Raw genomic sequence first — 5,274 nt, 5'->3', positions numbered from 1 at the left:
CGAATCGGGCTTCACCAGCCCCATCACCGAATAGAAACAGGTGGTCTTGCCCGCGCCATTGGGGCCGAGCAGGCCGATCACCTCGCCGCGCCCCACCGATACCGACACGTCGGTCAGCACGACACGCTTGTCATAGCTTTTGGCGATCGACACCACGGACAGCCCGTCGGACACCGGCGTTTCGTGGATCGGCTCGACGCGATCGAGCGGGGTGGTCATCACATCCATCGGCGCAAGGTTCCTCGGGGTCGGCGTCGTCACGTCGCGTTATCGCATCCGGCGCCCGACACGCAACGATCACTGCGCCGATTGGCAGGATTCATGCATGATTGGTCGCACGGCGACCCGTCACCACCCGCCGGCACGATCGGGCGTGGCCTCAGTTGCTGCGCCGGGGAACGGAGAAGGTGCCGGTCACCCGCCCGCCCGGGGCCTGGGTCACGGTGCCGGCATCGCTGCCGCTGCCGCTGCCCCCCGCGACCGACGAACCGTCGATCACGGCGCGCCCCGAATCGAGATTGATCGTCAGCCGCCCGCCGTTGACGGTATTGTTGCCCTGCGTCAGCCGTACCGCGCCTAGCATCGTGATGACGCGGCGGTTGAGATCGTAGACCGCGAACTGGCTGCGCGCGATCTGGTCGGGACGCTTTACCGTCACCCCGCCGGAGGCGTCGAGTCGCGACACCTGCGGATTGCCGTTCTCGACCTGCCCGGTGTAGGCGACCGTCATCCGCGCCGCGTTGAGCGTCATCTCCGCCTGCTTCACCGCCACATTGCCTGACAGCACCGCGCGATTGGCGCGATCCTGCAATTCGATATGGTCCGCGCCGAAATCAATCGGCGCATCGGTGTTGTGGCGCGTCTGCGCCACCGCGGGAGCGGCAAGCGTCAGCAGGAGCGGCAGAAGGGCGGCGCGGGGCGACATGGCGGCTATTTCGTTTTTCCGGGGTCGATCCGCAAGCGCGCATTACCATCCAGCGTCACGGTACGCGCTTCCAGGTCGGCGCGCATCCGATCACCACGGAAGGTGCCCTGTCGCGCGGTGCCGGAAACGGTGCCGGTCGATTCCAGCTTGCGGCTCTTGAGGTCGATGACGGCGTTGTCGGTATTGAGCGTATAGTTGTTCGGTCCCTCGACCCGAATCGGGCCGTCGACCGCCACCTGTTCGCTGTCCATGTCGTAGCGACCGGACGGCGCCGTCACCTCCGCCGGGCCGTCGGTGAGGCGGATCGCGGCGGCGAGATCGTCGATTCGCACCACCGGCTCCGCCGAGCTGCGCTGGATCGCGGATCCCGCGGTCAGCGCGAACGGTTGCCCCTTGGTGTCGGTGCCGCGGTAGCGCGCGGACTGGATCTTCAACCGCTCCTTGGCGACGGCGACGCGATTCTTGTCGAGCACGAACGACGAATCGCCCCCCATCGTCAGTGGCGCCATGACGAGAAAGGCGGCGAGCACGCCGATCGACACCGGTAGCAGCCAGTTGGCGGTCGTGATCAGTCGGTCGTGCCGGCCGCCGGGCAGCGCCCAGCGATGGCGCTGCGATCGCGCCGCGCTGGCGCCGTCAGACATGCGCGAAAATATCCACCTCGGGCCAGCCCGCGAGATCGAGCTCGGCGCGGGTCGGCAGGAAGTCGAAACAGGTCTGGGCCAGCGCGGCGCGCCCCTCGCGGACCAGCCGCCGGTCGAGTTCGTCGCGCAGGCGATGCAGGAATCGCACGTCGGAGGCGGCATAGTCGCGCTGCGCCTCGCTCAGCTCCGGGCCGCCCCAGTCGGACGATTGCTGCTGCTTCGAGATATCCTGCCCCAGCAGCTCGCGCACCAGCTCCTTCAGGCCGTGGCGATCGGTATAGGTGCGTACCAGCCGCGACGCGATCTTGGTGCAATAGGCCGGCGCGGCGACGATATTGAGGTAATGGCGCAGCGCCGCGATATCGAAACGCCCGAAATGATACAGTTTCAGCCGCGTCGGATCGGCCAGCACCGCTTTCAGATGGGGCGCGGCATAATCGCTGCCGGGGGCGAAGCGGACGAGATGCTCGTCCCCCAGCCCGTCGGACAGTTGCACGACGCACAGCCGGTCGCGCGGCGTGATCAGCCCCATCGTCTCGGTATCCACCGCGATCGGGGTGCCGGGCGCGAAGACGTCGCCGGGCAGATCTTCCTCATGGAAATAGACAGCCATCGCCCCGCTGTAGCGAGGGGCGCGGGTACGCTCAACGCCCGCGTCATCCCGCGCGGGCGAAGCGCGGCGATTTTGCGGCACGTGCGGCAAGTCGTGGCTTTGAAGCGACACGGCGCAACAAACGACCTCCAATAGCGTCAAAACACGCGCAAAACGATTCGCGACCGATGGCAGGATGAGTTATGGGTCACATGAGGCGCATTTGAATCCTGCGCCAGGGGAGCCGCGTTCGCCGTCCTGCGCGTGGCCTCGTTGAGACGTTCGGGCGGACCGGGAAGACGAACAGGGTTATGGGTTACGACAAGGGCGGCCGCGGCAATCGCGGCGGGCGTGGACGCGACAAGCGCGATGGTTTCGGCGGCGGCGGTGACGATTTCGGCGGCGGCGGCGGCTTTGGTGGCGGCGGTTTCGGCTTTGAAGATCGCGGCGGCTTCGGCGGTGGTGATCGTGGTGGCTTTGGTGGCGGCGGCTTTGGCGGCGGTGGCCGTGGCGGCGGCGGCGGTTTCGGTGGTGGCGGCTTCGGCGGCGGCGGCGGGGGCGGTGGCTTCCGTGGCGGCGGCGGTGGTGGCGGCTTCAGCGGCGGTGGTCGCGGCATGCCCCCGCAGGTGGTTGGCGAAGGCACCGGCGTCGTAAAGTTCTTCAACGGACAGAAGGGCTTCGGCTTTATCGTTCGTGACGACGGCGGCGAAGACGTGTTTGTGCACATCTCGGCGGTCGAGCAGGCCGGCCTGACCGGTCTGGCGGAAGGTCAGCCGCTCGGTTTCACCCTGGTCGATCGCGGCGGACGCATCTCGGCGACCGACCTGAAGATCGACGGTGAGCCGATGCCCGTGCAGGATCGCGCGCCGCGTGATGCGGGTGGCTTCGGCGGCGCACCGGGCGGTGCGCGTGGCGGCGCTGGTGCGCCGCAGCGCCAGCTGACCGGCGAGAAGGCGACGGGTACCGTCAAGTTCTTCAACGCGATGAAGGGCTTCGGCTTCATTCAGCGCGACGATGGCCAGCCGGATGCGTTCGTTCATATCTCGGCGGTCGAGCGCGCCGGTATGCCGACGCTGAACGAGGGCGATCGCCTGGAGTTCGAGATCGAGGTTGATCGCCGCGGCAAATATGCCGCCGTCAACCTGTCCTCGGCCGGCTGATCCCACCCTCTTCCGTCAATGATGACGGCCCGTCCGGCACCTGCCGGGCGGGCCGTTGTCGTTGTGGAGGAGTCCGATCGACGGGCGGGGCAGCCCGTCCGTGCGATCCACCGGGCGCCACCCGCGTTTACGGGATACGCCAACAGCCTTCGCCTATTTGCCGCCGCACCCCGGCTCGCCTACACCGGCGCGATGTCTCGCTGGTTCCATTTGCCGCTCGCCGCCCTGGTCGGGCCCACCGCCGCCGTGCCGCAGGGGGGCGCTTCGGCGCCGCGCCCGCCGCTGGTGAAGCCGGTGGTCGTGGCGCGCTACCCGCATGATCGCGAGGCGTTCACCGAGGGGCTGATCTGGCACGGCGGACAGTTGATCGAGAGCGTCGGGCTGGAGGGGCGATCGGACGTGCGCCGTGTCGATCTCGCTACCGGCAAGGTGCGCGCCCGCGCGGTGATCCCCGCCACGCAGTTCGGCGAAGGACTGGCGGCGTGGAAGGGGCAGTTGGTCAGCCTGACGTGGCACGACGGCATCGCGCACCGCTGGGATGCCACGACGCTGAAGCCGCGCGGCACGATGCGCTATCAGGGCGAGGGCTGGGGCCTGACGAACGATGCGCAGGGCCTGATTCGTTCGGATGGCAGCGCGACGCTGACCTTTCATGATCCGGCGACGATGGCGGTGCGGCGCACGTTGCGTGTCACCTTCGCCGGCGAGCCGCTGACGCAACTCAACGAGCTGGAGGCGGTCGACGGCGCGATCCTCGCCAATGTGTGGCATCAGCCGTTCATCGTGCGCATCGATCCGCGCAGCGGGCGGGTGACGGCGGTGATCGACCTGCGCGCGATCGTCGCCGAGGTGGGCGCGACCGACCCCGAGGCGGTTGCGAACGGCATCGCCTGGGACGCGGCGGGCAAGCGCCTGTTCGTGACGGGCAAGCGCTGGCCGACGGTGTTCGCGATCCGCCTGCCACGTTGACCGGCCGCCGATCGCGCATCGGCAGCGCCTCGTCGGCGGGTGCGCCGGTGGCCGTTCCTCTCCCCTGAATGAAAAAAGGCCCGGTACGTTGCCGTACCGGGCTGAGTGCGTCCGCAGGAGGAACCTGGTGGGCGGGGCGGGCCGCAGCCCACCCCGCAATCTCGTCAATTGTTGTAGGCGCGCTCGCCATGCTCGCCGAGGTCGAGACCCTCGCGCTCGACATCCTGGCTGACCCGCAGGCCGGTCAGCGCCTTGGCGGCGTAGGTGGCGATGATCGTCCCGATCGTCGCCCAGACGATCGTGGTGACGACCGCGATCAACTGCGTCGACAATTGATGGCCGATCGCGAAATCGGGTTTGCCCGGGCCGCCGAGCGACGGGGCGTAGACGATCGCGGTCCCGATCGCGCCGACCATGCCGCCGATGCCATGGACACCGAAGGCATCGAGCGCATCGTCATACCCCAGCTTCGGCTTGAGCACCGACACCGCATAGAAGCAGATCACCGAGGCGACCGCGCCCAGCACGATCGCGCCGAACGGGCCGGAGTTGCCCGCTGCCGGAGTGACCGCGACCAGACCCGCGACGATGCCGGAGCAGAAGCCCAGCGCGGAACCCTTGTGCCCGTTGAGCCGCTCCGCCAGCATCCAGAACAACCCGCCCGCCGCCGTCGCAACGAAGGTGTTGATCATCGCCAGCGCGGCCGATCCGTTCGCCTCCAGCGCCGAACCGGCGTTGAAGCCGAACCAGCCGACCCACAGCAGGCCGGTGCCGATGCCCGTCATCGTCAGGGAGTGCGGCACGATCCGCTCGGTCGGATAGCCGATGCGCTTGCCGAGGATCAGCGAGGCGGCCAGCGCGGAGACGCCGGCGTTGATGTGGACGACGGTGCCGCCGGCGAAGTCCAGCGCGCCCATCTTGAAGAACAGGCCGCCCGACGCCCACACCATATGGGCGATCGGGAAATAGACGATCGTCAGCCAC

General features: G+C 68.4%; 7 protein-coding genes. 2 read left to right on the top strand and 5 right to left on the bottom strand.

Annotated elements, in window-relative coordinates:
- The 4 genes from ACFDSW_RS15055 to ACFDSW_RS15040 form a co-directional block, all read right to left on the bottom strand.
- Positions 1-219 (bottom strand): ATP-binding cassette domain-containing protein (locus ACFDSW_RS15055; protein WP_375251089.1); only part of this gene is annotated, 219 nt, incomplete at its 3' end.
- Between the two features lie 160 nt (positions 220-379).
- Complete coding sequence (locus tag ACFDSW_RS15050; RefSeq protein ID WP_375251088.1) at positions 380-925, bottom strand: LptA/OstA family protein; 546 nt, start codon at positions 923-925, stop codon at positions 380-382.
- 5 nt (positions 926-930) lie between these two features.
- Positions 931-1,569, bottom strand: coding sequence for an LPS export ABC transporter periplasmic protein LptC (gene lptC, locus ACFDSW_RS15045; RefSeq protein WP_375251087.1), 639 nt, complete (start codon positions 1,567-1,569; stop codon positions 931-933).
- Entirely contained in the window at positions 1,562-2,182 is a 621-nt protein-coding gene (locus tag ACFDSW_RS15040) for a ribonuclease D (RefSeq protein ID WP_375251086.1), read from the bottom strand. The genes lptC and ACFDSW_RS15040 overlap by 8 nt, the downstream gene beginning before the upstream one ends.
- Positions 2,183-2,472: 290 nt before the next feature.
- Here ACFDSW_RS15040 and ACFDSW_RS15035 point away from each other — a divergent pair, with 290 nt between their 5' ends.
- Together ACFDSW_RS15035 and ACFDSW_RS15030 are read left to right on the top strand one after the other, a co-directional pair.
- Entirely contained in the window at positions 2,473-3,321 is an 849-nt protein-coding gene (locus ACFDSW_RS15035) for a cold-shock protein (RefSeq protein WP_375251085.1), read from the top strand.
- Between the two features lie 192 nt (positions 3,322-3,513).
- Positions 3,514-4,290, top strand: coding sequence for a glutaminyl-peptide cyclotransferase (locus ACFDSW_RS15030; protein ID WP_375251084.1), 777 nt, complete (start codon positions 3,514-3,516; stop codon positions 4,288-4,290).
- A gap of 164 nt (positions 4,291-4,454) precedes the next feature.
- Here the strand turns inward: ACFDSW_RS15030 and ACFDSW_RS15025 are convergent.
- Positions 4,455-5,274 (bottom strand): ammonium transporter (locus tag ACFDSW_RS15025; RefSeq protein WP_375251083.1); only part of this gene is annotated, 820 nt, incomplete at its 5' end.

This window comes from Sphingomonas sp. (assembly GCF_042091075.1).
Lineage (GTDB): Bacteria > Pseudomonadota > Alphaproteobacteria > Sphingomonadales > Sphingomonadaceae > Sphingomonas.
The sequence above is the reverse complement of the archived record's forward strand: the minus strand, read 5'-3'. Positions and strand labels throughout refer to the sequence as shown.